This is a genomic window from Zoogloea sp. JDB1, assembly GCF_056724025.1.
Genome location: NZ_CM161496.1, coordinates 2,940,191 through 2,966,697, shown reverse-complemented (window position 1 = coordinate 2,966,697; position 26,507 = coordinate 2,940,191). Strand labels below are relative to the sequence as shown.

The 26,507-nt window shown below is 64.7% G+C and carries 24 protein-coding genes; 13 read left to right on the top strand and 11 right to left on the bottom strand.

Annotated elements, in window-relative coordinates; all coding sequences use genetic code 11:
* Positions 1 to 21: 21 nt before the first annotated feature.
* The 8 genes from AC1PPK_RS13255 (at position 22) to AC1PPK_RS13220 (ending at position 7,979) form a co-directional block, all read left to right on the top strand.
* Positions 22 to 3,126 (top strand): transglycosylase domain-containing protein, encoded by a 3,105-nt coding sequence (locus AC1PPK_RS13255; protein WP_481113526.1) that lies wholly within the window; start codon positions 22 to 24, stop codon positions 3,124 to 3,126.
* A gap of 151 nt (positions 3,127 to 3,277) precedes the next feature.
* Positions 3,278 to 4,564: a nitrous oxide reductase family maturation protein NosD gene (locus AC1PPK_RS13250; RefSeq protein ID WP_481113525.1), complete on the top strand. Its 1,287-nt coding sequence runs from the start codon at positions 3,278 to 3,280 to the stop codon at positions 4,562 to 4,564.
* The gene (locus tag AC1PPK_RS13245; RefSeq protein ID WP_481113524.1) at positions 4,545 to 5,456 is read left to right on the top strand and encodes an ABC transporter ATP-binding protein; all 912 of its coding nucleotides are present in this window, start codon (positions 4,545 to 4,547) and stop codon (positions 5,454 to 5,456) included. The genes AC1PPK_RS13250 and AC1PPK_RS13245 overlap by 20 nt, the downstream gene beginning before the upstream one ends.
* A gap of 12 nt (positions 5,457 to 5,468) precedes the next feature.
* The gene (locus AC1PPK_RS13240; protein WP_481118214.1) at positions 5,469 to 6,284 is read left to right on the top strand and encodes an ABC transporter permease; all 816 of its coding nucleotides are present in this window, start codon (positions 5,469 to 5,471) and stop codon (positions 6,282 to 6,284) included.
* The gene (locus AC1PPK_RS13235) at positions 6,281 to 6,814 is read left to right on the top strand and encodes a nitrous oxide reductase accessory protein NosL (protein ID WP_481113523.1); all 534 of its coding nucleotides are present in this window, start codon (positions 6,281 to 6,283) and stop codon (positions 6,812 to 6,814) included. Before AC1PPK_RS13240 ends, AC1PPK_RS13235 begins: the two co-directional genes overlap by 4 nt.
* Before the next feature lie 5 nt (positions 6,815 to 6,819).
* On the top strand, positions 6,820 to 7,092 hold the full coding sequence (locus AC1PPK_RS13230) for a hypothetical protein (protein WP_481113522.1): 273 nt from the start codon (positions 6,820 to 6,822) through the stop codon (positions 7,090 to 7,092).
* Positions 7,089 to 7,454, top strand: coding sequence for a hypothetical protein (locus AC1PPK_RS13225; protein WP_481113521.1), 366 nt, complete (start codon positions 7,089 to 7,091; stop codon positions 7,452 to 7,454). The genes AC1PPK_RS13230 and AC1PPK_RS13225 overlap by 4 nt, the downstream gene beginning before the upstream one ends.
* 18 nt (positions 7,455 to 7,472) lie before the next feature.
* Positions 7,473 to 7,979: a nitrous oxide reductase accessory protein NosL gene (locus tag AC1PPK_RS13220; RefSeq protein WP_481113520.1), complete on the top strand. Its 507-nt coding sequence runs from the start codon at positions 7,473 to 7,475 to the stop codon at positions 7,977 to 7,979.
* 21 nt (positions 7,980 to 8,000) lie between these two features.
* On the opposite strand, the gene AC1PPK_RS13215 is transcribed toward AC1PPK_RS13220, so the two are convergent.
* From AC1PPK_RS13215 to AC1PPK_RS13195, 5 genes are all read right to left on the bottom strand, one after another.
* On the bottom strand, positions 8,001 to 9,146 hold the full coding sequence (locus AC1PPK_RS13215) for a hypothetical protein (protein ID WP_481113519.1): 1,146 nt from the start codon (positions 9,144 to 9,146) through the stop codon (positions 8,001 to 8,003).
* A 96-nt stretch (positions 9,147 to 9,242) separates the two neighbouring features.
* Positions 9,243 to 9,740 (bottom strand): hypothetical protein, encoded by a 498-nt coding sequence (locus tag AC1PPK_RS13210; protein WP_481113518.1) that lies wholly within the window; start codon positions 9,738 to 9,740, stop codon positions 9,243 to 9,245.
* Complete coding sequence (locus tag AC1PPK_RS13205) at positions 9,737 to 10,549, bottom strand: M23 family metallopeptidase (RefSeq protein ID WP_481113517.1); 813 nt, start codon at positions 10,547 to 10,549, stop codon at positions 9,737 to 9,739. Before AC1PPK_RS13205 ends, AC1PPK_RS13210 begins: the two co-directional genes overlap by 4 nt.
* A gap of 223 nt (positions 10,550 to 10,772) precedes the next feature.
* Entirely contained in the window at positions 10,773 to 12,080 is a 1,308-nt protein-coding gene (locus AC1PPK_RS13200; protein WP_481113516.1) for a homoserine dehydrogenase, read from the bottom strand.
* A gap of 33 nt (positions 12,081 to 12,113) precedes the next feature.
* Positions 12,114 to 13,412 (bottom strand): pyridoxal phosphate-dependent aminotransferase, encoded by a 1,299-nt coding sequence (locus tag AC1PPK_RS13195; RefSeq protein ID WP_481113515.1) that lies wholly within the window; start codon positions 13,410 to 13,412, stop codon positions 12,114 to 12,116.
* 145 nt (positions 13,413 to 13,557) lie between these two features.
* Between AC1PPK_RS13195 and AC1PPK_RS13190 the strand changes: the two genes are divergently transcribed.
* The 4 genes from AC1PPK_RS13190 to AC1PPK_RS13175 all read left to right on the top strand — a co-directional run bounded on the left by AC1PPK_RS13190 (position 13,558) and on the right by AC1PPK_RS13175 (position 16,803).
* Positions 13,558 to 13,935 (top strand): Mth938-like domain-containing protein, encoded by a 378-nt coding sequence (locus tag AC1PPK_RS13190; RefSeq protein ID WP_481113514.1) that lies wholly within the window; start codon positions 13,558 to 13,560, stop codon positions 13,933 to 13,935.
* An 84-nt stretch (positions 13,936 to 14,019) separates the two neighbouring features.
* On the top strand, positions 14,020 to 14,475 hold the full coding sequence (locus AC1PPK_RS13185; protein ID WP_481113513.1) for a peroxiredoxin: 456 nt from the start codon (positions 14,020 to 14,022) through the stop codon (positions 14,473 to 14,475).
* Between the two features lie 48 nt (positions 14,476 to 14,523).
* Entirely contained in the window at positions 14,524 to 15,942 is a 1,419-nt protein-coding gene (locus AC1PPK_RS13180) for a PhoH family protein (RefSeq protein WP_481113512.1), read from the top strand.
* Between the two features lie 108 nt (positions 15,943 to 16,050).
* Entirely contained in the window at positions 16,051 to 16,803 is a 753-nt protein-coding gene (locus AC1PPK_RS13175; RefSeq protein WP_481113511.1) for a response regulator, read from the top strand.
* Between the two features lie 9 nt (positions 16,804 to 16,812).
* Here AC1PPK_RS13175 and mnmH read toward each other — a convergent pair whose 3' ends face one another.
* Positions 16,813 to 17,883, bottom strand: a complete 1,071-nt coding sequence (mnmH, locus tag AC1PPK_RS13170) for a tRNA 2-selenouridine(34) synthase MnmH (RefSeq protein WP_481113510.1) — start codon at positions 17,881 to 17,883, stop codon at positions 16,813 to 16,815.
* Between the two features lie 32 nt (positions 17,884 to 17,915).
* Here mnmH and selD point away from each other — a divergent pair, with 32 nt between their 5' ends.
* The gene (selD, locus tag AC1PPK_RS13165; RefSeq protein ID WP_481113509.1) at positions 17,916 to 18,965 is read left to right on the top strand and encodes a selenide, water dikinase SelD; all 1,050 of its coding nucleotides are present in this window, start codon (positions 17,916 to 17,918) and stop codon (positions 18,963 to 18,965) included.
* An 18-nt stretch (positions 18,966 to 18,983) separates the two neighbouring features.
* Here selD and AC1PPK_RS13160 read toward each other — a convergent pair whose 3' ends face one another.
* The 5 genes from AC1PPK_RS13160 to fcl all read right to left on the bottom strand — a co-directional run bounded on the left by AC1PPK_RS13160 (position 18,984) and on the right by fcl (position 26,465).
* Entirely contained in the window at positions 18,984 to 20,315 is a 1,332-nt protein-coding gene (locus tag AC1PPK_RS13160; RefSeq protein ID WP_481113508.1) for an HlyD family type I secretion periplasmic adaptor subunit, read from the bottom strand.
* 5 nt (positions 20,316 to 20,320) lie between these two features.
* Positions 20,321 to 22,465 (bottom strand): peptidase domain-containing ABC transporter, encoded by a 2,145-nt coding sequence (locus tag AC1PPK_RS13155; RefSeq protein WP_481113507.1) that lies wholly within the window; start codon positions 22,463 to 22,465, stop codon positions 20,321 to 20,323.
* A gap of 64 nt (positions 22,466 to 22,529) precedes the next feature.
* Positions 22,530 to 24,377, bottom strand: a complete 1,848-nt coding sequence (locus tag AC1PPK_RS13150; protein ID WP_481113506.1) for an efflux transporter outer membrane subunit — start codon at positions 24,375 to 24,377, stop codon at positions 22,530 to 22,532.
* A complete protein-coding gene (gene gmd, locus AC1PPK_RS13145) occupies positions 24,367 to 25,488 on the bottom strand; it encodes a GDP-mannose 4,6-dehydratase (RefSeq protein WP_481113505.1) in 1,122 nt (373 codons plus the stop codon). Before gmd ends, AC1PPK_RS13150 begins: the two co-directional genes overlap by 11 nt.
* The gene (fcl, locus tag AC1PPK_RS13140; RefSeq protein ID WP_481113504.1) at positions 25,485 to 26,465 is read right to left on the bottom strand and encodes a GDP-L-fucose synthase; all 981 of its coding nucleotides are present in this window, start codon (positions 26,463 to 26,465) and stop codon (positions 25,485 to 25,487) included. The genes gmd and fcl overlap by 4 nt, the downstream gene beginning before the upstream one ends.
* Positions 26,466 to 26,507 lie beyond the last annotated feature (42 nt).

Here is a 26,507-nt window from a genome sequence, read left to right as displayed (position 1 = left end):
AGGTCAGACAACGAATCCCAAGTGCAAGAAGACCAGCCCACAAGCGTGCTGCGCCGCCTGCGTTGGCCCCTCGGCGGGCTGCTGGTGGTCATTGTTGTCGGTGGCGGCGTGCTCGTTGCCGACGAGGTGAAGACTTCGCGCCTGCAGGCGCATTACCTGGCGCGCTACGCCGCCGACCTCAGCTATGCGGTGGTCGACGGCAGCAGTGACGCCATCCGCACCCCGGCCCACGGCCCCTTCGATGAGCGCATGGGCTACAGCGAGTTGCCCAAGATCGGCACCCGCCTTGCTGCGCATGGCTTCAAGCTGACACGGCAGGCGCACTTCTCGAACGCGCTGCTCGATTACACCAATCGCGGTTACTTCCCGCCCTACCGGGAGAAGACTTCGGCCGGCCTCACGGTTACCGATTGCCGCAACGACACGCTGTATCGCTTCCGCTATCCCTTCCGGGCTTATGCGGACTTCGCGGCGGTGCCGCCGCGCGTCGCCCAGGCCCTGACCTTCATCGAAAACCGCGATCTGCTCGACGATGCCCGCCCCTTGATGAACCCGGCGGTGGACTGGGTGCGCTTCGGCCGCGCCGTGCTCGGCCGCGTCGGCCGTCTGGTCAATGAAGACTTCGACGCGCCGGGCGGCAGCACGCTGGCCACGCAGATCGAGAAGTTCCGCCATTCGCCGGATGGCGTGACGCCGAACGGTAGCGAGAAGCTCCGCCAGATGGTTTCGGCCAGCGTGCGCGCCTACCGGGACGGCGAGCAGACCCTGCCCCAGCGCCGTGACCTGCTGGTGGACTATCTGAACACGGTGCCGCTGTCGGCGGCGCCCGGCTTCGGCGAGGTCAACGGCCTCGGCGATGGCTTGTGGGTGTGGTTCGCCGCCGACTTCAACGAGGTCAATGCGTTGCTCGCCGCGCCTGAGGACAGCGGCCCGCGCCTCGCTGCCCAGGGTCGTGCGCTGCGCCAGGTGGTGGCGTTGATGATCGCCCACCGCCGGCCGACCTACTATCTCGCCCCCAAGGGCCGCGAGAGCCTTGGCCAGCTCTCGGCGAGCTACATCCGGCTGTTTGCCGAGAACGGCATGATCGGCCCTGCGCTGCGCGATGCGGCGCTGGCCGAGCCGCTCAAGTTCCGCGACATGATGGCCAACCCGGCGCTGCTGCCGGCCGATGCCGGCAAGGGCGCGACGGCGATCCGCAACCGCCTGGCGGGCCTCCTCGACGCGTCGCTGTATGAACTGGACCGCTACGATGCGGATGTGGCCACCACCCTCGACGGCGCACTGCAGCAGCGCGTCAGCGCCTTCCTCGGGCGCCTCGTCGAGCCGGAGTTCGCCCGCCAGCAGGGCCTGATCGGCGAGCACATGCTCGAGGCCGGCAAGCTGGACGCGATACGCTACAGCTTCAACCTGGTCGAAGGCACGCCGGGCAGCAATCGCGTGCGCGTGCAGACCGACACCACTGACCAGCCCCTCGACATCAACGAAGGCAGCAAGCTCGAACTCGGCTCCACCGCCAAGCTGCGCGTGCTGACCACCTATCTCGAGATCGTCGCCGAGTTGCATCAGCAACACGTGGCCAAGACGCCGGCCGAGTTGCGCAAGCTGCAGGTGGACCCGCACGACCGCATCGGCCAATGGGCCATCGATTACCTGGCCCACGCCAGCGACCGCAGCCTGCCGGCCATGCTGCAGGCGGCCCTGGCCCGCAATTACTCGGCCAGCCCGGGCGAGAGCTTTTTTACGGGCGGCGGCGTGCATACCTTCAACAATTTCCGCAAGGAGGACAACGGCCGCATGCCCACCGTGCGCGAGGCCTTGCAGGGTTCGATCAACCTGCCCTTCGTCCGCCTCATGCGCGATGTCGTGCGCCACGCCATGTACCAGGTGTCGGGCAGCACGGCGCAGTTGCTGCAGCAGGCCGACGACCCTCGCCGCGCGGACTATCTGGCCCGCTTTGCCGACAAGGAGGGGCAGGTCTTCCTGCGCCGCTTCTGGCACAAGTACCGCGGCAAGAAGGCCACCGAGATCCAGGACGATTTCCTCGACGGCCTGCATCCCAGTGCCGAGCGCCTCTCCGCGGTCTTCCGCTATCTGTCGCCGCAGGCTTCGCCGGAAGCCCTTGGCACCTTCCTGCAGCAGCGCCTGGAAGGCAGCAAGCTGAGCGCCGAACAGATCGGCAAGTTGTACACGCGCACGGCACCGGAGGCCTATGACCTGACCGACCGCGCCTATGTCGCCCGCGTCCATCCGCTCGAGCTGTGGCTGGTGAGCTATCTTTCAGCCAAGCCGGAAGCCAGCTGGACCGAGCTGGTCGAAGCCAGTACCGCCGAGCGCCAGGCTGTCTATCGCTGGCTGTTCCGCACCCGCTTCAAGGGCGCGCAGGATTCGCGCATTTTCACGATGCTGGAGGTCGAGGCCTTTCTCGACATCCACCGCCGCTGGGCCCGCCTTGGCTACCCCTTCGGCCATCTCGTGCCCTCGCTGGCCACCGCCCTCGGCAGCTCGGGTGACCGCCCGGCGGCGCTGGCCGAGCTGATGGGCATCATCGAGAACGACGGCATCCGCCAGCCTACGCTGCGCATCGACAGCCTGAACTTTGCCATCGGCACCCCCTATGAGACCCGCTTTGCCAGCGGCGGCGAACAGGGCGAACGGGTGATGGCGCCGGAGGTGGCCGCCGCGCTGCGCAGTGCGCTGTCTGAAGTGGTGGAAGGCGGTACGGCACGGCGCCTGGCCGGCGCCTTCAAGCTTGCCGACGGCAGCACGCTGAGTGTCGGCGGTAAAACAGGCACCGGCGACAACCGCATCGTGCTCGGCCGCGGCGCTGTCCGTGGGGTTGCGCTGAACCGGACGGCGACGTTCGTGTTCTATCTTGGCCCCCGCCATTTCGGGACGCTGACGGCCTACGTCATCGGCCCCGATGCCGCCCGCTATCACTTCACGTCGGCGCTGCCGGTGCAGATCCTGAAGTCGATGGGTCCGCTGCTGCTGCCGGCGCTGGAACCGGGGGCGAACAATCGCTGCCCCGCACCGCCGACGGCGCCCCGCAGCGTGGTGGTTGCCTCATCGAGCGCAGCCAGCTCCAGCGGGGCGGACAGTTCGCCGCCTGCACCGACAAAGCAGTAGTTGGCGCGGAACGCTGCATCAGAGAGATCGGCGATCTGCTCCTGCAATAGGCCATACGGTCGCCGACTTCACCTACATCAAGGCCGCCTGCGACATTCCGCCGCAGACTGGCGGCCATTGTCACTTCCCGTCTGTCGCCTCCAGCCTGTCCATGCTGCTTTCTCGCATCACCCTTCGTTCTGTCGTCCGCAGTGGCCTTGCCACTTTGCTGGCCCTGCCGGCGCTGGCGGCCCATGGGGCCGACTGGCTGGTGAAGCCGGGCGAGTCGATCCAGGCCGCGCTCAACCGCGCAGCAGCTGGTGACACGGTGCACGTAGCCCGCGGCACCTACGCGGAAAACCTGCGCATCGACAAACCCATAAAGCTGATCGGCACAAATCGCCCGACCCTGGACGGCGGCGGCCACGGCGACACGATCCGGGTGGTGGCCACCGATGTGAGTATCGAGGGTTTCATCATCTCGAACTCCGGCGCCGACCTGGGCGCCCAGAACGCGGGTGTGTATATCCAGCCGGGCTCCGACCGGGCGCGGGTCGCCCATTGCGACTTCAGCTACACGCTGTTCGGGCTGTGGATCGAAAAAGCCCGCGACGTGCGGGTGGAATACAACATCATCACCGGCAAGCGGGACGTGGATTCCGCCCAGCGCGGCAACGGCATCGAGCTCTACAACAGCGCCGGGGCGCAGATCATCGGCAACCACATCAGCTTCGTGCGCGATGCGATCTATGTGGACATCAGCAACCACGCGGTCTTCCGTGGCAACAAGATGCACCACAGCCGCTACGGCACCCACTACATGAACTCCCACTACAACCTGTGGGAGGACAACGAGAGCTACCTCAACCGCGGCGGCCTGGCGCTGATGGAGGTGCGCAACCTCATCGTGCGCAACAACAAGGCCTGGGGCAATTCGGACCACGGCATCATGCTGCGGACGATTCAGGATTCGGTGGTGGAGAACAACATCGTGGCCGGCAATGCGCGCGGCTTCTTCATCTACGACGCGGAGTACAACACCCTGCGCAACAACCTGGTGGTGGATAACCAGGTGGGCGTGCATCTGTGGGCGGGCTCGGTACGCAACACGGTGGAGGGCAACGACTTCATCTCCAACCGGGAACAGATCAAGTACGTGGCCACCAAGGACGAGCCCTGGGGTGGCAAGGTGGGCAACCACTGGAGCAACTACGTGGGCTGGGACCGCAACGGCGACGGCCACGGCGACGTGCCTTATGAGGCCAACGACATGGTGGACCGCCTGTCGTGGCGCCATCCGATGGTCAAGCTGCTGCTCGCCAGCCCGGCCATCCAGACCTTGCGCCTGATCGCCCAGCAGTTTCCGCTGCTGCGCGCCCCCAGCATCGTGGACAAGAACCCACGCATGCGCCCCGAACATACGGATTGGAGAAACTGGCTTGGCAAGCACTATCGTTGAAGCCCGCGGCGTAACCAAGGACTTCGGCTCCATTCAGGCGGTGAAGGGTGTCGACCTTTCCATCGCCCCTGGCGAGCTGTTCGGCCTGATCGGCCATAACGGCGCCGGCAAGAGCACGCTGTTCAAGATGATGCTCGGGCTGATCCCCGTAACCCGCGGCGAGATCCGCCTGGACGGCGAATCCGTGACCGGGCCGCGCTTTCGGGACACGCGCCGCAAGATCGGCTACCTGCCGGAGAACGTCGTCCTCTACGACAACCTGACCGGCATCGAGACCCTGTATTTCTTTGCCGACCTGAAGACGGTGCCGCGCGGCAGCTGCGCCACGCTGCTTGAGAAGGTGGGCCTCGCCCACGCTGCCGGCCGGCGCGTGCGGGAATATTCGAAGGGGATGCGCCAGCGCCTCGGCTTTGCGCAGGCCCTGCTCGGCAAGCCGCGCCTGCTGTTCCTCGACGAGCCGACCACCGGCCTCGATCCGGGAGCGATCCGCGACTTCTACCGCATCCTGCGGGAGCTGCGCGACGAGGGGGTGACGATGGTGCTCACCTCCCACATCCTCGCCGAGATCCAGGAGCGCGTGGATCGGCTGGCGATCATGGAAGGCGGAGTGATCCGCGCGACCGGTACGGTGCAATCCCTGCGCGAGGCAATGAACCTGCCGCTGACGCTGGAGATCGCAGGCGGCGCCGGCCTGCGCGAGCAGGTGGCGCGGGTGCTGGAAGGCCTCGCCATCGACGGTATCGACGATTCGGGCCACAGCCTGCATATCCGCCTGCCCCGCGAAGCCAAGATGCCCGCCCTCGCCCGCCTCGCCACCCTCGGCGAAACGCTGCGCGACCTCCATGTGCGCGAGCCGTCCCTCGAGGACGTGTTCTTCGGCTACCGGACCTGAACCATGTTCTCCATCGACTTCAGACAGATCGGCATCGTCGCCGGCAAGGAATTCTGGGACCGCATCCGCAACCGCTGGGTGCTCGCCGTGGCCGTGGTGTTTACCGTGTTCGCGCTGGTGATCGCCTATTTCGGCGCGGCCCAGCAGGGCACCGTGGGTTTCCACTCCATCGATGTGACCATTGCCTCGCTGGTCAGCCTGGTGATCTACCTGATCCCGCTGATCGCCTTGATCCTCGGTTTCGACGCCATCGTCGGCGAGCGGGAACGAGGCTCTCTCGACCTGCTGCTGACGCTGCCGATCACCCGCAAGGAGCTGATCCTCGGCAAGTACGCCGGGTTGGCCGGCGCACTGGCTTTCTCGACCATCGCCGGCTTTGGCGCGGTGGGGGTGATCCTGTCGCCGCAGCTGGACCTCAATGCGCTGTTCCACTACGCCGGCTTCATGGCCTCGGCGATCCTGCTCGGCTTCGCCTTCCTGAGTCTGGCGGTGATGCTGTCGGTGTTCGCCAGCGACCGCACGCGGGCCTCGGGCATGGCCATCGGCACGTGGTTCTTCTTCGTGCTGGTGTTCGATCTGCTGATCCTCGGCGCGCTGGTGGTCACCGCCGGCGACTACGGCGGCACGGTCTTCCCCTACCTGCTGCTGCTCAACCCGGCGGATGTGTTCCGCGTGCTCAACGTGTTCAGCCTGGACGAGGTGCGCACGCTGTACGGCCTCGCCACCGTATTCCCCGAAGCCCTGAGCAATCCGGCCACCCTGGGCGGCGTGATGCTGGCGTGGATCGCCGGCCCGCTGATGGTAGCCATCTGGAGATTCGAACGATGAAACGCCCTTCCCCCTCCCGCGCGCTACCGCGCCTCGCCGCCATGCTGCTGGCCTGCGGTCTGTTGACGGCCTGCGGCCAGAGCGCCGATAGCAAGGTCGCCCCGACGGAGATCGGCAAGGACACCTACTGCGCCCTCGACGGCATGCTGCTCGGCGACTACCCCGGCCCCAAGGCGCAGATCCACTTCGCCGGCCAGCCGGAGCCGGAGTTCTTCTGCGACACGATGGAGATGTTCTCCATTTACCTGAAGCCGGAACAGGCCCGCAAGGTGGCCGCGATCTACGTGCAGGACCTGGACAAGACGACTTGGGAGGAGCCGAAGGGCGCGTGGATCGACGCCAAGGTCGCCTTCTATGTGGTGGGATCGAAGAAGCGCGCCGCGATGGGTCCGACGCTGCCCTCTTTCGGTACCCGCGAGGGGGCGCAGAAGTTCGCCGCCGCCGAGGGCGGCAAGGTCGTCGCGTTCTCGGAAGTCACCCCCGACATGGCCCGACTGGACGGCGGCGCGCTGCACGATCAAAGGATGTAAGCCCGATGGATAATTTCTACGACAAGGTTCCCGCCGAGCAGGCGCTGGAGATCCAGCGCGTGTCGCGTCTGATGTACGAGGTGCGCGCCGCCCGCGACGACATGCTGGCCCGCCTCGGCGCCGCGGATGCGGAGCAGGCGCTGGCCTGCATCGTTGACGGCGAACTGCCCGAGCATCCGGGCTATGAACACTATCTGTCGGTGCGCATTCTCAACGGGCTGCACAACCAGGTGCGCGCGGAGCTGGCAGCCCTCGTTAAGGAAGCCCAGGAACAATGAACCTGCATCTGGAACTGGCCGCCCGCGTGGAAGAGAACTTCGGCACCCATCTGGAATCGGCGCCAGAGATCAAGCTGGATGCGCTGATCCTGCGCCTGGACAACGGCGTGGTGATGGAGGCGCGCATCGCTGCCCCCGACGCCTATGCCATCGCGTGGGCCTGGGGCGAGGCGGAGCTGCGCATCGACACTGCGCCGGTGCACAAGGATCTGGCTACCTGGCCCAACCACCTGCACGCCGCCGACGGCAATCTGCAGCACGACCCGCTGACGATCTGCGGCGCAGCACCGTGGGACAACCTGTGTGCGGTGCTCGATGCGGTGCTCGCCGATCCGCTGCTCGAACGCCGGCCCGCCCCTTAAGCCTTCAGGAGCTTCGTCATGTTTGCTCGTCTGTCCCCCGTCCGCCTCGCCGCCCCGCTGCTGGCGCTGGCCCTGTCGATGCCGGCCTTCGCCGTCGATCTTGCCGCTCAGGCAATCCCCCGCGCGGCACGCTGCCCGGTGTGTGGCATGTATCCGGCGCGCACGCCCCAGTGGGCGGCGCAGATCGTCTTCAACGACCAGAGCGCCAGCCATTTCGATTCGCCGGTGGATCTGTTCCGCTTCCTCAACAACATGGTGTTGTTCGACAAGCAGCACAAGCCGGCGGACATCGGTGCGATCTACGTGGCGGATTACGAGCGCAAGACGCCGGTGGATGCGAAGAAGGCCTTCTTCGTGCTCGGCTCGAAGGCTACCGGCCCGATGAACGATCCCAACCTGCCGGCCTTCACCACGCGCGAGGCGGCAGACGCCTTCGCCAAGGCCCAGGGCGGCAAGGTGCTGGCCTTCGGCGAGGTGACACGGGACGTGATCAAGGGCCTGAACAGCGGCGGGCACCACCACTAGGCGCCGCCCACCGCGGGCAGACTACAACAGGTATTGCTCGATGCGGCTCACCGGTGCGTTGCGCAGCAGGTAGAGCTGCGGATTGACGCGCTCCGCCGATTTGCCGTTGAGGGTGATCGGCACCGGTTCCCGGTCGAGGATGCACAGGCGGCGGCTGACACAGTCGGCCCGCCACGGGGGCAGCGCGGTCTTGCCGCGCTCCTCCACCGCGATGCGGGTGAGCTGGAACTGGTCGGTGGGCTTCTCTTTGTCGACGCGGGCGCGGATGGCGTCGCGGGCCTTGTCGAGGCTGCCTTGCTGCACGCACAGGTCGTACAGCGCCGCCAGGCAGCGCACGTTGTCGATACGGATCGGGTTGAGGCCGTGCAGCCATGACAGCGCGGCGATCAGCTTGCGGCCATACACGTCATAGGCGTACTGCAGGGTCTCGGTATAGAAGGCCGGGACGCGGCCGGCTGCCTGCAGCGCGGCTTTCCAGGCCGGGTCGAAGTCGGTCTTGCGCCCGCCGCGGGACAAGGCGTCGGCCCAGGCCACCTGCTTGGCAATGCTGGGCAGCTTGAGCATGGCCTGCCATTGGGGCCACAGCGCGCCGAAACAGGCCTTGAGGGCCGCCTCGTCGCGCACCGCAAAGCGCTTGAAAAGCTCCTGCAGCGTGCCGGTCTTGAGATTGACCTGCAGCGGCCCGAAGGACAGGCCGGCACCGTCGAAATTGCCGGTGACCTGCTGGAAGGGATCGCCGCTGGTTTCGAAGGCAGCGGTGACGCGCAGCGCGTTGGCGATGGCGAGTTCCGGGCGTACCGCCGGTAGTGCGGCGGGATCGGGCATCTCCAGGTAAACCAGCTTGCCTTCCTGCTCGACGCGCTGGAAATGCCCCTCCTGGGCTAGGCGGGAGGCGGACTTGAACAGCTCTTCGGGCTTGGCGCTGCTCACCCACACGAAGCGCCCGTCCAGCCCCTGCCCGATGCCATCCACCGGCAGCACCGAGGCGATCTTGAGCGGCATGCCGATGGCGTCGCGCAGCACCTGCACGGAACCGACCAGCTCCCGGTGGATATGCACGCTGCCATCCGGCCTGGCGTACTCGCGCAGCTGGAAGCTCGGCGTCACGCTGCCCGCCGCCGGGCCGCCCACCAGGAAATCGTTCTCGTACTTGAATCGTGTCGCCATCTCGCCCTCGTCCGGTTGGTGCCGGCACGCTAGGCCGGTGTCATCCAAAATTAGACGAGGCGCATCGAAGTGCCAAGAAATATGCGCGTTGTCCTGCTATGGCGTGTCGTTGGAATGGACGACGCGGAAGCGCCGCCCGTCCCAGTACAGCAGCATGTCGATGCCGGCTTCGCTGCCGAGCAGGATGCCGTCGCCCCGCCAGCGCGGTGCAAAGGCACGCCACGACTCGGCCTGCGGGGCGTCCTGGGGCAGCGCCTGCAGCGGCGCTGGGCTCTCCTGCCAGATCGGGGTGGAGAAGAAGCGGCGGTTCTGGATCAGCGTGCAGCCGGCGTGGCGATCCACCACCAGCATGAAGGCCACACCGGCATTGCGACGCAGGCGTGCATTCCACGGGTCCCAGGCCAGCGCCGGGATTTCGCGACGGGACTGGCGGCGCACCCACAGGCGGTCGAGCGTGCCATCACCGTCGAAATCACCGGTCAATACGCTGGTGCCGGCCGGCGGACCGGCCTTGCACGGCGTGGCGGCGTGGGTTGGAACAGAGATCGTCAACAAGGCGGCCAGGCCGCCGCACAACAGGGTTCGATATGTCATGCCTTGGGCAGGTGCAGCTTCCATTTGTCCAGATAGGGGGTCGGGTCGATGAGATCGGCTCTACGCAGGAAGGGGATGCCATCCGCGCGTCGGGCGGATTCGTCCTCCCCCACGGTCAGGCGGCCGCTGGCGGTCCCCGCGTACATCTCCAGGTGCAGCATGGCGCTCGGCACGCTGACGCCGACCAGGTGCCCGACCTTGGCGATGAACTGGCCGGCGGCGACCCGGTCGCCCCTGCGCTGGGGCGAGCCGGGCTGGACCTCGCCATAGCGGATGAGGAAGTCACCGTGGTCGATCTCCAGCGCCTCGGTTTCCGCGTAGAAGGCATAGGGATCGCACACCACCACGCCGGCACAGACCGCATGGACGGTGGTGCCGATGGGCACATACAGATCGCAGCCAGCGTGGGCGCGGGCGCCGCTGCTGCGGTTCGAGCCATAGGCGCGCGGCGGCTGGATCCAGTCCGCCCTGGGCAGGATCGGCAGCGGGAAATACGCTTCGTCGGCGGTGGTGCTGCCGCCATCGAGGCCCGCAGCAGCGGCCAGCAGCAGGTGCTGCCAGTCCTGGCTCTGCACAGCGATCAGCCCGCTGGGTGCCAGTCCGGACAGGAACTGGAAGGCCTTGATCGCCGCCACAGTCGCGGATTCCTTCGGCGGCCGGGCAATGCCGCCGTCGATACCCTTGGGGTCGACGACCGGCTTGACCAACCATCTGGCGGCGGCGGTCAGCAGGGTCTGGACGGTGATCACATCGTCCTTGTGGTTCTGGGCGCCGCGCTCCCACGCCCCAACCGATGCGCTGATATCCATCAAGCTCCTCCTTCTGGTCCTGGCCCCGATATCGATCAACCCTCGCCGCGGCCCGAGTACTCAGCATAGTCCGCCACGCGCGACAATCATCCCAGCAGGTTGGACCGACAGCAGGCGGATGAATTCGCCGAGACAGGACTTTCTGCAGGCTCGATCACCTGTCGCAGGCGAAAAAAAAGCCACGACAGTGCGTGGCTTTTTCTTGGTGGGACGCGGAACCCGATCAGAGGTTCTCGAGACGCAGACGAATCACCTTGCCGGTCACGGAGTCGAGGCTCTCGATCTTGGCGATGGCGGTGTCCACGTTCTTCTCGATGGTCAGGTGGGTCAGGATGATGATGTCGGTCTGGGACTCGCCCTCTTCCGGCTCACGCTGCAGCATGGCGTCGATGGAGATCGACTGGTCGGCCAGGATGCGGGTGATGTCGGCCAGCACGCCCGGCTTGTCGAGCACGCGCAGACGCAGGTAGTAGCTGGTCTCGACTTCGTCGATCGGCAGCACCGGCACGTCGGTGATCTGATCCGGCTGGAAGGCCAGGTGCGGCACGCGGTGTTCCGGGTCGGCGGTGTGCAGGCGGGTGACGTCCACCAGGTCGGCGATCACGGCGCTGGCGGTCGGCTCGGCACCGGCGCCCTTGCCGTAGTACAGCGTGGCGCCGACGGCGTCGCCCTGCACCAGCACGGCGTTCATGGCGCCTTCCACGTTGGCGATGAGGCGCTTCTCGGGGATCAGCGTGGGGTGCACGCGCAGCTCGATGCCCTGCGGACGGCGGCGGGCGATGCCCAGCAGCTTGATGCGATAGCCCAGTTGCTCGGCGTACTTGATGTCGGCCGCTTCGAGCTTGGTGATGCCTTCCACGTAGGCCTTGTCGAACTGGACCGGCACGCCGAAGGCGATGGAGGCCATCAGGGTCGCCTTGTGGGCGGCGTCCACGCCTTCGATGTCGAAGGTGGGATCGGCTTCGGCGTAGCCGAGGCGCTGGGCTTCCTTCAGCACGTCGGCAAAGGGCAGGCCCTTGTCGCGCATCTCGGACAGGATGAAGTTGGTGGTGCCGTTGATGATGCCGGCCAGCCACTGGATGCGGTTGGCGGAGAGGCCTTCGCGCAGCGCCTTGATGATGGGGATGCCACCGGCGACGGCGGCTTCGAAGGCCACCATCACGCCCTTCTTCTGGGCTGCGGCGAAGATCTCGTTGCCATGCACGGCCAGCAGCGCCTTGTTGGCGGTGACCACGTGCTTGCCGTTCTCGATGGCCTTCAGCACCAGTTCCTTGGCGACGCCGTAACCGCCGATCAGCTCGACGACGATGTCGATCTCGGGGTCGGTGACCACCGAGAAAGCGTCGTCGGTGATGCGCACGTCGGCGCCCGCCACGCTCTTCGCCAGTTCCAGGTTCTTGTCGGCCACCGCGGTAATGCGGATCGGCCGGCCGGCACGGCGGGTAATTTCTTCTTCGTTGCGCTTGAGAACGGTAAAGGTGCCACCGCCTACGGTGCCGATGCCCAGGAGGCCAACATTGATGGGTTTCATGTGTCTGGTGAAGGTAAGGGTCTAGGGGTGAAATCAGGTGCCGTGCCGCTTGCGGTAGCTTTCCAGGAAGCGGGCGATGCGGGCGATGGCGAGTTTCAGGTCTTCTTCGTGGGGCAGGAAGACCAGACGGAAGTGATCCGGGTTCGGCCAGTTGAAGCCGGTGCCCTGGACGAGCAGTACGCGTTCGGCCTCCAGCAGTTCGGCGATGAACTGCTGGTCGTCCTCGATCGGGTAGATCTTGGGGTCGAGGCGCGGGAACATGTACAGCGTGGCCTTCGGCTTGACGCAGCTGACACCCGGGATGGCGGTGATCAGCTCGTGGGCCAGGTCGCGCTGGCGACGCATGCGGCCGCCGGGGGAAACCAGGTCTTCGATGCTCTGGTAGCCGCCGAGGGCGGTCTGGATCGCATGCTGGCCGGGCACGTTGGCGCACAGGCGCATCGAGGCCAGCATGTTGAGGCCTTCGATGTAGTCGGCCGCCGGACGCTTGTCGCCGGATACCACCAGCCAGCCGGCGCGGTAGCCGCAGGAACGGTAGTTCTTGGACAGGCCGTTGAAGGTGACGGTCAGCACGTCTTCCGACAGGGAGGCGATGGAGGTGTGCTCGACACCGTCGTACAGCACCTTGTCGTAGACCTCGTCGGCATAGATGATCAGGCCGTGCTCGCGGGCGATCTGGACGATGGCCTTGAGGGTTTCGTCCGGGTAGACGGCGCCGGTCGGGTTGTTCGGGTTGATCAGGACGATGGCACGGGTGTGCGGGGTGATCTTGGCGCGGATGTCGGCCAGATCGGGCAGCCACTCGTTGGCCTCGTCGCAGATGTAGTGCACCGGCGTACCGCCGGACAGGCTTACCGCGGCGGTCCACAGCGGGTAGTCGGGAGCCGGGACGAGCACTTCGTCGCCGCTGTTGAGCAGCGCGTTCATGGCCATCACGATCAGTTCGGAAACGCCGTTGCCGACGTAGATGTCTTCCAGCGTCACACCCTTGATGCGCTTCTGCTGGGTGTAATGCATGATCGCCTTGCGGGCCGAGAAGATCCCCTTGGAGTCCGAGTAGCCTGCGGCGTTGGGCAGGTTGCGGATCATGTCGAGCTGGATCTCTTCGGGGGAGTCGAAGCCGAACGCGGCCAGGTTGCCGATGTTCAACTTGATGATCTTGTGGCCCTCGTCCTCCATCTGCTTCGCCTTTTGCAGCACGGGGCCGCGGATGTCGTAACAGACGTTGGCGAGCTTGTCGGACTTGCGGATTGGTTGCACGGCGGTTTCCGTTTCCTTACTGGTGAGCACGGGCTGCTCATTGACAACCCGCAATTTGGCTTGGCGGCTCATGGTCATGGCCCCGTCAGGGACGATCGGTGGTGAAACCCGGTCGGGTACCCGGCGACGCAAAGCTATAATGTTACCCAAGCCACCCGGACCGGGCAAATCCGCGTCCAATCAATCAGTAAGAGTGCCCACTGCAGAGAAGCCAGCCATGAAACTCCACCTCGACAAGAGCGAGCAATACAACACCATCGCCCGCTACGACGCCCGCCACGTGATGGTGTCCGATACCCGCTACGAATCCAGCGTGATCGTAATGCCCGAGCGCATCGAAACCGACTGGCACACCGGCGGTTTCGATGCGCTCGACGAAGCCGCCTTCCAGCGCCTGGCCGCACTGGGTTGCGAGATCCTGATCCTCGGCACCGGCATGAAGCAGCGCTTTCCGCAGCCGCGCCTGATGCGCCCGCTGATCGACGCCCGCATCGGGCTGGAAGTGATGGACCTGGGCTCCGCCTGCCGGACCTACAACATCCTGGTAGCGGAACATCGTAACGTGGCCGCGGCGCTTCTGTTCGATCCGGAGTGAATACCGTTCATATGCCTGGATGCATTGCCAGGCCTGCATCTTGGGATTAGGCTGACGCCGGAATAGTCAATTTCCGGAGAAACCATGCTTGACCAGGCCGCACCCGACTTCAGCCTGCCAGCCACCGGCGGGCAGACGCTCACCCTTTCCGCGCTGAAGGGCAACAAGGTGGTGCTGTATTTCTACCCGAAGGACAGCACGCCCGGCTGCACCACCGAGAGCCAGCAGTTCCGCGACCTGCATCCCGAATTTCTCGCTGCCGGCGCCGTCGTGCTGGGCATCTCGCGGGACGGCCTCAAGTCCCACGACAACTTCCGCGCCAAGCAGGCCCTGCCCTTCGATCTGGTCTCCGATCCGGACGAGACCGCCTGTGCGCTGTTCGGCGTCATGAAGCTGAAAAACATGTATGGGAAACAGGTGCGCGGGATCGAACGCAGCACTTTCGTCATCGACGCCGACGGTGTGCTGCGTCGCGAATGGCGCGGCGTCAAGGTCCCCGGCCACGCTCAGGAGGTGCTTGACTACGTGAAAACCTTGTAAGGCAGGACTGCTCCATCCCCTTCCACGACCGACGAGAAGACCGACATCATGGCTACCCGACGCCCTGCGAAGTCCAAGACCCCCGCTACCAAGCTTTTCGTCCTCGATACCAACGTGCTGATGCACGACCCGACGAGCCTTTATCGCTTCGAAGAGCACGACATCTTCGTGCCGATGATGACTCTCGAGGAGCTTGACTCCAACAAGAAGGGCATGTCCGAAGTCGCCCGCAATGCCCGTCAGGCCAGCCGCACCCTCGATGAGATCGTGCAGAGCTGCCCGGAAGGCATCGAAGCCGGCATCAGCCTGCTCGGCCCCTCCAGCGAGCTGGCCAGCGGCCGCCTGTTCCTGCAGACGGAGGCCATCAACAGCCAGCTGCCGGCCGCGCTGCCCACCTCCAAGGGCGACAACCAGATCCTCGCAGTGGTGATGTACCTGTTCGAGAAGTTCGACCGGAAGCGTTCGGTGATCCTCGTCTCGAAGGACATCAACATGCGCATCAAGGCCCGCGCACTGGGCCTGGAAGCGCAGGACTACTTCAACGACAAGGTCCTCGAAGACACCGACCTGCTGTACACCGGCACCAAGGAGATCGACGCCGCCTTCTGGGAAGCCAACGGCAAGGACATGGAGTCGTGGAAGCAGGAAAGCCGGACCTACTACAAGATCAAGGGCCCGGACGCACCGGACATGCTGATCAACGAGTTCGTCTATCAGGAGGGCGAACAGCCGCTGCAGGCCTGGGTCAAGGACAAGGCCGGCAAGACCGTCACCCTCGAGACGCTCATCGATTACTCCCACCAGAAGAACAACGTGTGGGGCATCACGGCCCGCAACCGGGAGCAGAACTTCGCCCTCAACCTGCTGATGAACCCGGAGATCGACTTCGTCACCCTGCTCGGCCAGGCCGGCACCGGCAAGACGTTGCTGACGCTGGCCGCCAGCCTGACCCAGGTGCTGGAATCCAAGCGCTACTCCGAGATCATCATGACCCGCGTCACCGTGCCGGTGGGCGAGGACATCGGCTTCCTGCCGGGCACCGAAGAAGAGAAGATGGCGCCGTGGATGGGTGCGCTGGAAGACAACCTGGACGTGCTCAACGGCACCACCGGCGAGGGCGGCGAGTGGGGCCGCGCGGCCACCCGCGACCTGATCCGAAGCCGCATCAAGATCAAGTCGCTGAACTTCATGCGCGGGCGCACCTTCATCAACAAGTTCCTGATCATCGACGAGGCGCAGAACCTGACGCCCAAGCAGATGAAGACCCTGATCACCCGTGCCGGCCCCGGTACCAAGGTAGTGTGCCTGGGCAACATCGCGCAGATCGACACACCCTACCTCACCGAAGGCTCATCAGGCCTGACCTATGTGGTGGACCGTTTCAAGGGCTGGCCGCACTCCGGCCACATCACGCTGCAGCGCGGCGAGCGCTCGCGGCTTGCGGACCACGCGGCGGAAGTCCTATAAGTAGTACGCTGTACGCGGGATGGGCTGCTTGCTCCGGCTCATCCCGCCACGCCCCGTAAGGGGTTTCCACAAAAATAACGGGGACCCGGCTACGGGGAGAAAAATCCGATGAACGAGACAAGCCAAGACATTTCCGCCACGCCCCGTCTGACGGGCATCACGGTTCTCGCCGCGGAGGACGACGAGATCAACCAGATCGTATTGGACGACGTCCTGCGCTACGAGGGCGCCCAGGTGGAGATCGTCGGCACCGGGCGCGCCGCGGTGGACCGCGTCTCCGAAGCCGGCCCCAAGGCCTTCCAGCTGGTGCTGATGGACATCCAGATGCCCGAGATGGACGGCTATGAAGCGGCCCGGCGCATCCATGCCCACTCACCGGACTTGCCCATCATCGGCCAGACCGCCAATTCCGGCGCCGAGGAACAGGCACGCTGCCGTGCCGCTGGCATGGCAGCCCAGATCAGCAAACCCATCGACCCCGAAGCCCTGGTGACGCTGATCCGCCGGCTCACCCTGGAGCGCCCGGCTGGCACGATAGACTGGCAGGCACTGGACTCGCGCTTTCCGGGCAAGGCCGACTTCATCCGCCGCCTGCTCGGCGTGTTCATCCAGAGCCAGACCCCGACGGTGGCAACGCTGCGCGCAGCCGCAGCCAGCGGTGACATCGGCGCGATCGCGCCCATTGCCCATCCGCTCAAGAGCTCGTCCGGCAACATCATGGCCAACGCGCTGATGGCCCTGGCACTACGCGCCGAACAGGCTTCCCGCCAGTCCCAGCCCGAGGCGCTGACGCTCGCCGAAGAGCTGGCCACGGCCCTCGAGGCGACGCTGGCCGAAATCGCTGTCCGCCTGGAATCCTGAACCCGCCGTTCAGGCGTCCGCCTGAGCGGCCCCGTCCCTTAGACTGCAGGCCACGCTGACCAGAGTGCCCTGATCCAGCGTGCTCACCGGCAGCACGCGGGCCTGCTCGGCCCGCCGGTACAAGCCCTCGCCGCCACGCCGGTAGGCTGGATCGTAGTGATCGACGATCAGCTTTTCGGCCAGCTGCCGCCATTCACCGGCCGTCACCAGCGCCTGCCATTCGCCGACCTGCTTGTGCCCGTGCTGGCCCACCAGACGTTCCAGCTTGGCGTTGAAATCGGCGGGATCCGCGATCAGGCTGGTGTAGCGATCCAGCAGGTGATCCACCCGCGCCGTCAGTGCAGCTTCGATACGCACGCAATCGCCGTCACGCAGACGTTCGAAGAGTTCAGGCGGAACATGCAGCCGGCCGACACGCCGGCTTTCCGACTCGGCCCACACCGGCCGTGCCGGATCGAAAGTCCGTAGCTGCGTCCACAGGGCCGTCTCGAATGCCTTCTGACCGGGCTGCTCGCTGTTAGGCTCGGCGCCAAGTACAGACCCCTTGTGCCTGGCCAGCGCCTCCAGATCGAGGACCTGCTCCCCCGTCGTTGCCAGTGCCTCCAGCAGCGCCGTCTTGCCGCTGCCCGTTGGACCGCACAGGATGCGGAAACCCAACCGCTCGGGGAGACTCCCCAAGTCTTCCAGCACACGCAGACGGAAACTCTTGTAGCCGCCGTCAAGGCGCCGCGCGCCCCAGCCGACCTGCCCCAGCACCAGCGTCATCGCGCCACTGCGCTGACCACCGCGCCAGCAGTAAATCAGAGGTTTCCAGCCCTTCGGCTTATTGAGAAAATGCGTCTCGATGTGCTGCGCGATATTGCGCGACACCAGTGCCGCCCCCACCTTCCGCGCCTCGAAGGGCGAGACCTGCTTGTAGAGCGTGCCGACACGGATCCGCTCCTCGTCATCCAGCACCGGGCAATTGATGGCCCCTGGGATATGGTCTTCGGCGTATTCGGCCGGAGAGCGGACATCGATGATCTCGTCGAACTCTTCGAGACGATCGAGACTGGCGGAGAATGGGGCGGGATGGGACACGTTGGAAATACTGGAAAAGACAGGAAACAGAGATGACCGAAGCCCCCCTGCGACTCACCGAATTGTCTCACGGCGGCGGATGCGGCTGCAAAATCGCGCCCGCCGTACTGAGCGAGATGCTCGCCCACATGCCGGCCGCCCAGCCCTTCGCCAACCTGCTGGTGGGCACAGAAACGGCCGACGACGCCGCAGTGTGGCGTCTCAACGACGAGCAGGCCCTGATCGCTACCACCGATTTCTTCATGCCGATCGTGGACGACCCCTACGATTTCGGGCGCATCGCCGCCACCAACGCCCTGTCGGACGTCTACGCGATGGGCGGCACGCCGATCATGGCGCTGGCCATCGTCGGCATGCCGGTGAACAAGCTTCCGCTGGCGGCGATCGGACGCATCCTCGAAGGCGGCGCGGCGGTCTGTGCAGATGCAGGCATCCCCGTCGCGGGCGGCCACAGCATCGATTCGCCGGAGCCAATCTATGGGCTGGTGGCCCTCGGCATCGCCCATCCGGACGTGATCAAGCGCAACCGGGACGCCCGCGAGGGCGACCTGCTGGTGCTCGGCAAGCCCCTCGGCGTCGGCATCCTCGGCTCGGCGATGAAGAAGGGCGTGCTCGACGCCGACGGCTACGCCCAGATGATCGCCACCACCACCCGCCTCAACAAGGTCGGCCCGGCACTGGCCAAGCTGCCCGGCGTGCATGCGCTGACCGACGTCACCGGCTTCGGCCTGCTCGGCCATCTGCTGGAGGTGTGCCGTGGCGCCGGCCTGGGTGCAACGGTGGACGCTGGCGCCCTACCCGTCATACCGGCGGCGATCCCGTTTGCGAAACAAGGCATCGGCCCCGGCGCCATCGCCCGCAACCTGGCGAGCTGCGGCGGCGACGTGCTGTTTGTCGACGGCGTGGAAGAATGGCAACGCAGCGTGATGGCCGACGCGCAGACTAGCGGCGGCCTGCTGGTGGCCTGCTCACCCGAGGCCGTCGATACGGTGCTCACGACTTTCCGTGAAGGCGGCTTCGTGGAAGCCGCAGTCATCGGACGGGTTCATTCCGGGGCCCCCAAAGTTACGGTGCGCCCCTGATGCCCGGCCAGGGCGCGGCTAGGGTTCGCGAATCGACTCGTCGAGCGCCTTGACCAGCGGCCACACCAGATAGGACATGACGCTGCGCTTACCGACCACGATTTCGGCGCTCAGCGTCATGCCCGGCAGCAGTCGGGCATGCTCGGGCATCCTCTTGAGCTGCCCGCCGTCGAGACGCAGCCGACTGGTATAAAACGCCGTGGCAGAGCCCGTTGCTTCCTTGCGGAAGGCATCTTCGCTGATGGTCCGCAACTGAGCCGGCACCGTTCCATGGCGCTGGAACGGATAGGCGTCGAACTTCAGATGTGCCGTATCGCCCACCTTCAGATAACCCACATCCATGGAGTCCACCTCCACCTCGGCCTCCAGCGCGGCACCTAGGGGCACCAGGGTAAACAGCGGTTCGGCCTCCTTGGCGACCGATCCCTGGGACAGCTTGGCAATCTCCAGCACCACGGCATCCGAAGGAGAGGACAGCACGACCATCTTGTGGCGCTTGCCGGCCTTCTGCAATTGTTCGGCGACGGCATCCCGCTCGCGTGAAACGGCCAGGACCTCTTCCATCAGTTTCTGGCGCCATCCTGTTTCAAAGGAGGCCTTCTCCGCCTCCTGGGCCGCCAGCTCCCTTTTCAACTCGGCATCCTTGTTGGTGGCAAGCTGCAGGCTCCGTTCTGCCTCCAGCAATCTGTCCTGAGCGTCGAGCAGACGCGAGCGTACTGCGTACTTCTCCGCGACGAGCTGCTCCTGCATGGCTGCCATGTCCTTCAGCACCTTGACCCGCGATGCCAGGACCTGCTGATCACGGCGATTCGTCTCCATTGCCGCGCGGATCTGTTCGATCGTTTCGCGCAGCTTGCGAACTTGAGCGCCATAACTCGCCTGCCGCTCGCCCGAGAGGTCGACCTGAAGCCGGCTGTCCGCGTCAGCGCCTTCGAGCTTTCCGACCTTGCGCCCGGAGAGGCTGCCCTCCAGTTGTTCCAGCTGATTGTTCAGGCTGTGCAGACGGGTCCGCAATTCGGCTTCGTCCGCGGCGGTGAAGGTCGGATCCAGGGTCGCCAGCGGCTCACCCTTCCTGACGATCTGTCCTTGGCGCACGTTGATTTGCTGGATGATCGACGTCTCCAGGGGTTGCACCACGATGTTGGGCAACGGCGTCACGAGGCGACCGCGGGCGACCACCACCAGGTCGACTTCGGAAACTGCCGCCCACACGACGAAGCACAGCAGCGCCGCGAGCAGCGCGTGCAGCGTGATACGGGCACTTCTGGGAAGCGGCCGCTGCTCGACCTCGTCCGCATCGGGTAGAAAATCGACGGCGGCCTCTTCCGAGCCAGCCTGTTTCTTGCGCATCCAGCTCATAGGTGGCTTGTCTGTTGATTCCAAAGTTGCTGATAGGTCGCACAACGTGCCAGCAGCTCCTCATGGCGGCCGCAATCTGTCAGACGCCCTTGATGCATCACCAGGATGGCATCGGCGTTCACGAGGGTGGACAGCCGGTGGGAGATCATGATCACCGTACGTCCGACGACGATCTGCGAGAGATTGCGGATGAAGATGGCCTCGCTCTCGGGATCGAGGGCGCTGGCCGCCTCGTCAAGGATGAGAATGCGCGGTTTGGGCAGCAGGGAACGGGCAATGGAGAGGCGCTGCTTCTGACCACCGCTGAGGTTGGACGCGTTCTCCTCGAGCAGGGTGTCGTATCCCTGCGGCAAGCGCTCGATGAACTCGTCGGCACCGGCCGCGACGGCGGCGGCAACGATCTCTTCGAAGGAAGCGTCGGGCTTGGTCATCGCGATGTTGTCGCGCACCGTACCCCGGAACAGGAAATTCTCCTGCAGCACGACGCCGATCTGTCCACGCAGGTGAGCCAGATCGATCTCCCGGGCATCCAGGCCATCGAAGCGCACGAGCCCTTCCTGCACTGGATACAGCCCCTGGATCAGCTTGGTGAGCGTCGTCTTGCCGGATCCGCTGCGCCCCACCACGCCGACCACGGCCCCGGCCGGGATACGGAAGCGGGCACGGTCGAGCGCATTGATGCTGGCCCCCGGGTAACGGAAGGTCACGTCCTCGAAGGCGATGTCACCCTTCAGTTGCGGACGCACGCCACCTGCGCCCAGCCGCCCTTCCGACGGACGGTTCATGACCTCGCCCAGCATTCGCACGGACAGCGCCGTCTGCTGGTATTCGTTGATCAGCCCGACGATCTGGATCAGGGGCTGCACCACACGGCCGGAGAGCATCTGGAAAGCGATCAACACACCGGCGGTGATGGTCTGATCGAATACGTCCTGCGCGCCGACGACGATGATCGTGACCGGCAACAGCTTGCCGAGAAAGTCGGTGATCGTGCCGCCGGAAATGGATATCTGGCCGACCCGGAAATGGGTCGTGATGGCCTCGGCCGACAGCTGATCCCACATGCGGCGCTGCATCGGCTCGATGGCCAGCGCCTTCACGGTACGCATGCCGTGAATCGTCTCCACGAGCAAGGCCTGGCGTTTGCCCTCCGCGCTGTACAACGCGTCCAGACGCCGCCGATATGTCGGCAGCAACGCCGCGATGATGCCGGCCAGCACCAGCGTGAAGCCCAGCACGATCAAGGCCAGTTTGAACGAGTAAGCAAACAGCAGGGGCAGGAAGATCAGCAACGCCGTCGTATCGAGCGCCGTGAAGAACAGGCGCCCCGTCAGGAAGTGCCGGATGCTCTCGAGCTGCTGCATGTGCCGCGTGATGACGCCGGCCGTCGTCGTCTCGAAATAATCGATAGGAAGCGACAACAGGTGCCCGAAAGTCCGTCGGGTCAGACGCATGTCGATCTTGTTGGTCGCCGCCAACATCAGCAGTTGGCGCACGTAACCGAACACGGCATCGAAGACCAGCGCAATGACAACCCCCGCCGCCAGTACCGACAGCGTGGACATGGTCCGGTGCACCAAGACCTTGTCGATGACCAGCTGGAAGAACATCGGGGCCGCCAAGGCGAGGACATGCATCGCAACGGCGGCCAGCGCCATGTCCCGGAAAGCGGTCTTCTGCTTGAGGATCTCGGGAATGAACCAGCGGAGTCCGAAGGGCTGGTGCGGATCACTCAACGCATAACTGCGCTTGAGAAAAACAACGGCCCCCTGCCAGCGGGCACAAAATGCCTCACGCTCATAGAGCTGCACACCGGCGGTAGCCGCCAGCGGATCGACCACCGCCACCCGGGTACCCCCTTCGCCCGGCTGGACCCCGACAACGATCACTGACACACCATCCTGAAAACGCGCCAGCAACGGGAAAACCCCCTGTTGCGCGCACAGGCCGTCCCAGGAGAGCCGGTCGGACCGCGCCTTCAGGCCGATCTCGGATGCGATATGCAGCAACAGGCTGTCGGCCGGCTCTTCGTCAGCCAGGGCGTACTCGTGGATCACCCGCTCAGGATGGATCTGGATGCCATGGTGCTGGGCGATCGCGGTCAGGCACTGAATCGCCGCATGAGGGAATTTGGCGTCCATTACTCTTCGAGGAAACAGGAAAACATAGTTCTATCGGGAATGGCGGCTCATGCCGGAAGAAGGCTCATGGCTTCTGGAGCGGAAGCACGCGGCAACGCTGCTGGTCCGCCTGCAAGGTACGGCAAAATGCCTCGGCGTCGGAGGCAAGCGCAAACGGCGCAACATACAGACGGTACCAAGCCTCCTGGGTATCCTTCGACATCTCGACGCGCCCGACCTGTACCGGATGCAGCTCGCGGTTTTCAAGCTGCGCGGAATAGCGTGAACGCAGATCCCGCCACACGGCAGGAACCGTCAACTGAAGATAGAGCGCCGGCAACTCCACCCGCCACACCGCCTCCATGGAACGGCCGGCGGCATTCTCCCACACGATTCCTGGAGGAGCGCTCGACAACCCTGTAGCGGAGCGCTCTTGCAGCGACGCCTGAGCCGCAAGCGACCCATCATTGCCCGGAGGCATAGGCTCAGACACACCTCCTCCCCCCAAGGCCTGGAACAAATTGATGTAGGCCCGGTAGCGCTCCATGCGCATCCGCAAAAGCTCATCCAGATGCCGGTGGTAGGTTCGTTCCACATCCAGCAGACCGAGATAGTCCAGGCCGCCGGCGGCATAGACTTTGAGACTGATCTCCCATGCCCGGCGCGCCGCCTCTGCCGCCTCGCGCTGGGCAAGCACGCGCCTCTCCAGCAATCGAATGCCCGCCAGCCCGCTTTCGACTTCACGCAATGCCTGGTGAATCGTTCGAATATACGTCTCGACCAATTCCTCATGAATGGCTTGCGAAAAGTCCTCTTCCTTGGCGCGGCGCCCACCATCGAAAATACTCGCAGACGTACTGGCCACCATGTTCCAGAACAATGTCTGCGGCTGAAACATCTGGGACAGAAACAAGCTGCTGTAGCCGATCTGCGCCGACAGATCGAGCGTAGGAAACAGACGCGCGCGTGCCACATCGATATCCGCATCTGCGGACAGCAAGCGGGCCTCCACGGCCCTCACATCGGGGCGTCGCAACAGCAACGCCGACGGCAGACCGGCATTGATCGTGGGCACCGCCAGCGAATCCAGCCCCGCAGACGACAGCGCAAGCGTTGCCGGGACCGTTCCGACCAGGAAAGCCACCGAGTTGAGCGCCTCTTCACGCTGCTGCTCCAAGGCCGGGATCGTAGCCCGCAGCGAAAAGATCGCCGCACGCTGCTGTTCCAGTTCGCCAAGAGTCGCGTCGCCCACGGCAACGCGCCTTTCCACCGTCACCAGCGTCGATTTCAATGCGGCCTCGGTCTCCAGCGCCAGCCCCAGTCGATCATTCAGCGAAACGAACTCGATATAGCTCGAGGCCAGACTGGCGACAAGCGTCCGTTGCACATTGTCGCGTTCGAACGCAGCACGCCACAGTTGAAACTCCGCCGACTCGGCCAAGGCCCCCATCTCGCCCCACAGGTCGACACGCCATTGCCCCTGCACGCCCGCCTGATAGGAGCGCTGCGACTGATGCACGTCGCCCCCCACCGGAACCGAACCTACGGTCCCTCCCGGCGCCTGCTTGGCGGTCAACGCCTGCGCCGTCACGGACGGCAACCGGCCGGCCCGGCCCTGATCCGCGCGGGCCTTGGCCTGCGCGATGCGTAATGTGGCGATGCGGATATCCGGGTTGTTCGCAAGCGCCCGGTCCATCAGACGATCGAGCTCCGAATTGCCGAAGGAACGCCACCAACTGGCCACGTCGAGCGGCTGCGTACCAGCCGCCGGCACGGGCAGCCCCCCATCCCCCGCCGTTACCGGCACCGAATTGCGGTATTCCGCCGGCAAGGGCACGGCCGGCAGATCGTAATGCGGACGCTTGACCGCACACGCACTCAACACCGCCACCATCAACAGGCTTACAGCCGAACGATGCACCTTATTCAACACTCACATTCACGTGATAGCCGTGCTTCTTCAACAGTGCATTGCGTTGGGCGTCGGCGAGATCCCCCGCCACCATCTCGGCACACATCTCCTGCACGGTAATCTCGGGCTCCCAGCCGAGCGTGTCCTTGGCTTTCGTTGGATCCCCCAGCAGCGTCTCCACCTCGGTCGGACGGAAATAACGGGGATCCACTCTGACAATGATCTGCCCGGGCTTCATTTCCGGGGCCTTGTCACCTTCGACACTCTCCACGACGGCGACCTCGTCCACGCCACTTCCTTCAAAACGAAGCCTTACCCCCAATTCCTCGGCGCTCCACTGAATGAACTGGCGGACGCTGTACTGCTTGCCCGTCGCGATCACGAAATCTTCGGGCTGCTCCTGCTGCAGCATCAGCCACTGCATCCGCACGTAATCCTTGGCATGGCCCCAATCACGCAGTGCATCCATGTTGCCCATGTACAGGCACTGCTCGAGCCCCTGCCCGATATTGGCCAATCCGCGGGTGATCTTGCGGGTTACGAACGTCTCGCCGCGCCGCGGGCTTTCATGGTTGAACAGGATTCCATTGCAGGCGTAGATGCCATAAGCCTCCCGGTAATTCACCGTAATCCAGTAGGCGTAGAGCTTGGCCACTGCATAGGGGCTGCGGGGATAGAACGGCGTGGTCTCCCGCTGCGGCATCTCCTGGACCAGGCCATACAGCTCGCTCGTCGAAGCCTGATAGAAGCGGGTCTTCTTCTCCAGCCCCAGGATGCGGATGGCCTCGAGGATGCGCAATGTGCCAATGGCATCCACGTCCGCCGTGTATTCCGGACTTTCGAAGCTCACCGCCACATGGCTCATCGCGCCCAGGTTGTAGATTTCGTCCGGGCGCGTCTCCTGAATGATGCGGATCAGGTTGCTGGTATCGCTCAGATCACCGTAATGCAGCCGGAAACGGGCGTTGCTGACGTGGGGATCCTGATAGATATGGTCCACCCGCTGCGTATGAAACAAGCTGGCCCGCCGCTTGATGCCATGTACCGTATATCCCTTATCGAGGAGAAACTCGGCCAGATAAGAGCCGTCCTGCCCCGTTATGCCGGAGATAAGCGCAACCTTGTTTGTCATGTGCAACTCTTCAAAAAGTCTTCATAGGCAAATTCAAGCCCGGACAGTAGATCCACCTTCGGCTGCCACCCCAGCGCCTGCAAGCGGCCGCTGTCCATCAGTTTGCGGGGAGCTCCATCCGGCTTCTCCACATCGAAACGGATGTCACCGTGGTAGCCGACAACGCGGGCGACCGTAAGCGCCAGATCACGAATGCTCACCTCCTCGCCGCTTCCCACGTTGAGATGGCCGCGCATCGGTTGAACGTGCTGCACATAGTCGTGGGAAGGCGTCTCCATGACGTGGACACAGGCCGCGGCCAGATCGTCCACATACAGAAATTCACGCCTGGGCGTACCGGTTCCCCAGATGAGTACGGCCGGCAGCCCTCCGACCTTCGCTTCATGAAAACGGCGGATGAGCGCAGGAATCACATGGGAGTTCTCGGGATGGTAATTGTCGCCCGGCCCATACAGGTTGGTCGGCATCACGCTCCTGTAATCCAGGCCATGACTGTCGCCATACTGACGGTTATAGCTCTCGCACAACTTGATGCCGGCAATCTTGGCGACCGCATAAGGTTCATTGGTCGGCTCCAGTGCCCCCGTCAGTAGAGCATCCTCCGCCATCGGCTGGGATGCATGTTTGGGATAGATGCAACTCGATCCAAGAAACAACAAGCGCTTTGTGCCGCTCCGGAATGCGGAATCGATCACGTTCGCCTCGATCATGAGATTCTGATAAATGAACTCCGCCGGATATGTATTGTTGGCATGGATGCCCCCCACCCTGGCCGCGGCCAGGTAAACCATTTCCGGTTTTTCCGACTCGAAAAAGGCACGCACCGCGGCCTGATCGGTCAGATCCAACTCGGCATGAGTCCGGGTCACGATCTGCTCAGGCGCCCACCCCTGAGCCAACAATTCGCGCACGATGGCGCCTCCCACCATGCCACGGTGGCCTGCGACATAAACCCTGGGCACCAGAGGAGCGTTCATATATTCGGAACCTGCAGACAAGGAGCCCGGACCGCACACGGT

Excerpts from the sequence above, each read along its gene's own strand:
- AC1PPK_RS13250 (WP_481113525.1), top strand. The coding sequence starts at position 3,278 with ATGCTGCTTTCTCGCATCACCCTTCGTTCTGTCGTCCGCAGTGGCCTT.
- AC1PPK_RS13235 (WP_481113523.1), top strand. The coding sequence starts at position 6,281 with ATGAAACGCCCTTCCCCCTCCCGCGCGCTACCGCGCCTCGCCGCCATG.
- AC1PPK_RS13230 (WP_481113522.1), top strand. The coding sequence starts at position 6,820 with ATGGATAATTTCTACGACAAGGTTCCCGCCGAGCAGGCGCTGGAGATC.
- AC1PPK_RS13225 (WP_481113521.1), top strand. The coding sequence starts at position 7,089 with ATGAACCTGCATCTGGAACTGGCCGCCCGCGTGGAAGAGAACTTCGGC.
- AC1PPK_RS13220 (WP_481113520.1), top strand. The coding sequence starts at position 7,473 with ATGTTTGCTCGTCTGTCCCCCGTCCGCCTCGCCGCCCCGCTGCTGGCG.
- AC1PPK_RS13215 (WP_481113519.1), bottom strand. The coding sequence starts at position 9,146 with ATGGCGACACGATTCAAGTACGAGAACGATTTCCTGGTGGGCGGCCCG.
- AC1PPK_RS13210 (WP_481113518.1), bottom strand. The coding sequence starts at position 9,740 with ATGACATATCGAACCCTGTTGTGCGGCGGCCTGGCCGCCTTGTTGACG.
- AC1PPK_RS13205 (WP_481113517.1), bottom strand. The coding sequence starts at position 10,549 with ATGGATATCAGCGCATCGGTTGGGGCGTGGGAGCGCGGCGCCCAGAAC.
- AC1PPK_RS13200 (WP_481113516.1), bottom strand. The coding sequence starts at position 12,080 with ATGAAACCCATCAATGTTGGCCTCCTGGGCATCGGCACCGTAGGCGGT.
- AC1PPK_RS13195 (WP_481113515.1), bottom strand. The coding sequence starts at position 13,412 with ATGAGCCGCCAAGCCAAATTGCGGGTTGTCAATGAGCAGCCCGTGCTC.
- AC1PPK_RS13190 (WP_481113514.1), top strand. The coding sequence starts at position 13,558 with ATGAAACTCCACCTCGACAAGAGCGAGCAATACAACACCATCGCCCGC.
- AC1PPK_RS13185 (WP_481113513.1), top strand. The coding sequence starts at position 14,020 with ATGCTTGACCAGGCCGCACCCGACTTCAGCCTGCCAGCCACCGGCGGG.
- AC1PPK_RS13180 (WP_481113512.1), top strand. The coding sequence starts at position 14,524 with ATGGCTACCCGACGCCCTGCGAAGTCCAAGACCCCCGCTACCAAGCTT.
- AC1PPK_RS13175 (WP_481113511.1), top strand. The coding sequence starts at position 16,051 with ATGAACGAGACAAGCCAAGACATTTCCGCCACGCCCCGTCTGACGGGC.
- selD (WP_481113509.1), top strand. The coding sequence starts at position 17,916 with ATGACCGAAGCCCCCCTGCGACTCACCGAATTGTCTCACGGCGGCGGA.
- AC1PPK_RS13160 (WP_481113508.1), bottom strand. The coding sequence starts at position 20,315 with ATGCGCAAGAAACAGGCTGGCTCGGAAGAGGCCGCCGTCGATTTTCTA.
- AC1PPK_RS13155 (WP_481113507.1), bottom strand. The coding sequence starts at position 22,465 with ATGGACGCCAAATTCCCTCATGCGGCGATTCAGTGCCTGACCGCGATC.
- gmd (WP_481113505.1), bottom strand. The coding sequence starts at position 25,488 with ATGACAAACAAGGTTGCGCTTATCTCCGGCATAACGGGGCAGGACGGC.
- fcl (WP_481113504.1), bottom strand. The coding sequence starts at position 26,465 with ATGAACGCTCCTCTGGTGCCCAGGGTTTATGTCGCAGGCCACCGTGGC.